Here is an 844-nt window from a genome sequence, read left to right on the forward strand (position 1 = left end):
TAGGGCGTGTCCTCATTTGGCTTTACACCAAATAAACATGCAAGCAATGTAAATCATAGACTGGTAATTTCGTGCAAGCTTATCAAATCGGGTTGCAATCGCTCGGAAATGTTTTAATCTCGAAAATGCATTTTCAACTAAATGTCTTAATTTATATAGATATTTATCAAACTCCTTATTCGATCTTTTACTATTTGATCTCATTGGAATGATGGGAATCATATCCTTGTTCTGGGCATATATTCTAATGTGCTCAGCATCATACCCCTTATCAGCAATGAGATAAGTTGCCTCGCCTACAGTATCAATCAGTTGTTTTGCAACTTGACTGTCGTGGACGCCACCCCCAGTGATTTTAAAATCAATCGGTAATCCATTCGCGTCGGTTGCAAGATGTATTTTTGTTGTTCGTCCACCACGTGATTGTCCAATTGCTCTTTCGAAACCATTCCGAGCTCCACTTGCATGTTGATGCACGCGTATGTAGCTTCCGTCAATGAATACCCATTCTTGATCCAAGACGCCTCGTAATCTAAAAAAAATTTATTCCACAATCCCTTGCTTGCCCAACGATTAAAACGATTATAAGCAGTTTGCCAAGGACAAAATTCTTGAGGAATATCACGCCATGTGGCGCCTGTACGCAGTTTCCATAAGATCGCTTCCATGATATTTCTACTATTCTTTGAACGGTAGCAACCATGTAATCGCATAGTATCTTGAATTTGCTGCCAGATATCATCGGTAAGAAGAGTACGTGCCATTGAAAATATAGAAATAAAAATAACTCAAAGGAGGATTTTAAGTATTTAAAACCAATTCTTCAAATGAGGACACGCCCTAG

The 844-nt window shown here is 38.7% G+C and carries 1 protein-coding gene; it reads right to left on the bottom strand.

The genetic code is table 11. From position 1 onward, the window contains the following. Positions 1 to 12 precede the first annotated feature (12 nt). Positions 13 to 764 (bottom strand): IS5 family transposase gene (locus C3420_RS17125; RefSeq protein ID WP_228152991.1). Its coding sequence is split into 2 segments (ribosomal slippage): positions 13 to 530 and positions 530 to 764, totalling 753 coding nucleotides; the frame shifts between segments, so codons are not numbered across the junction. Positions 765 to 844: the final 80 nt, after the last annotated feature.

The organism is Acinetobacter sp. ACNIH3 (assembly GCF_002918965.1).
In the GTDB taxonomy this organism is placed as follows: Bacteria; Pseudomonadota; Gammaproteobacteria; order Pseudomonadales; family Moraxellaceae; genus Acinetobacter; species Acinetobacter schindleri.